This is a genomic window from Collinsella sp. AM43-1, assembly GCF_003467925.1.
Lineage (GTDB): Bacteria > Actinomycetota > Coriobacteriia > Coriobacteriales > Coriobacteriaceae > Collinsella.
Genome location: NZ_QSFR01000050.1, coordinates 1 through 1,033, shown reverse-complemented (window position 1 = coordinate 1,033; position 1,033 = coordinate 1). Strand labels below are relative to the sequence as shown.

1 protein-coding gene is annotated in these 1,033 nt (G+C 61.9%); it reads left to right on the top strand.

Annotated elements, in window-relative coordinates; all coding sequences use genetic code 11:
• The coding region (locus tag DW925_RS10025) for an SIS domain-containing protein (RefSeq protein ID WP_147349540.1) at window positions 1-1,033 on the top strand (1,033 nt) is incomplete at both ends.

The following is a 1,033-nucleotide window of genomic DNA, read 5'->3' as shown; positions in this document are numbered from 1 at the left end:
ATGTTCAATTTCGATGAGCCTCGTTACGAGAAGGTTGTGAGCGATGCCCTCGCTCTCCGTCCTCAGATTGAGGCTGCCGTGGACGAGGTCTGCGAGCAGGGCTATTCCAACATCTTCTTCATCGGCTGCGGCGGCACCTGGGCCCACACGCTCCCGATGAAGTATTGGGTCGAGACCACCACGGCCGACGTCGACGTCCACTGCGAGATCGCCGCTGAGTTCCTCGCGTGCCCGCCCAAGGCCTTCAACAAGGACTCGGTCTGCGTCTTCTCCACCCGTACCGGCACCACCCCCGAGATCATCGAGGCCGCCAAGTTCTGCCAGGAGCAGGGCGCCCGCACGCTGATGTATGTCTCCAACGACAACACTCCGGCCACCGAGTACGCCGACTACAAGTTCTTCAGCTTCGCCGAGGACGACGTTCTGTGCGAGGCCATCTACACCTACCAGATCACGCTGGTCGCCCGCTTCCTCAAGAACGCCGGCGCCTTCCCCAAGTACGACACCTTCATGGAGGAGTTCGGCAACATCGCCCCGTACCTCATCAAGGCCAAGGACGCCCAGGACGAGCGCTGCGCCGCCATGGCCGAGGACTTCAAGGACACCGACTACCACATGGTGATCGGCTCCGGCATGCTCTGGGGCGAGGCCTACGACTACGCCATGTGCATCCTCGAGGAGATGCAGTGGATCAAGACCAAGTCCATCCACGCCGCCGAGTTCTTCCACGGCACCATCGAGCTGTGCGAGGAGGGCACGAGCCTCATCATGCTCTACGGCGAGGACGACACCCGTAAGCTCATGGACCGCGTGGACAACTTCACTCACATGCTCGCCGACGAGAAGGGCGTCCATGTCCGCGTGAACAAGTTCGACACCGCCGAGGTCGAGCTGCCGTTCAGCGACCCCGAGTTCCGCAAGATCGTCTCCCCGATGGTCACCTACACCATCACCGAGCGCCTGAGCTGCCATCTCGAGCACGTCCGCAACCACCCGCTCACCACGCGTCGCTACTACCACCAGATGAACTACT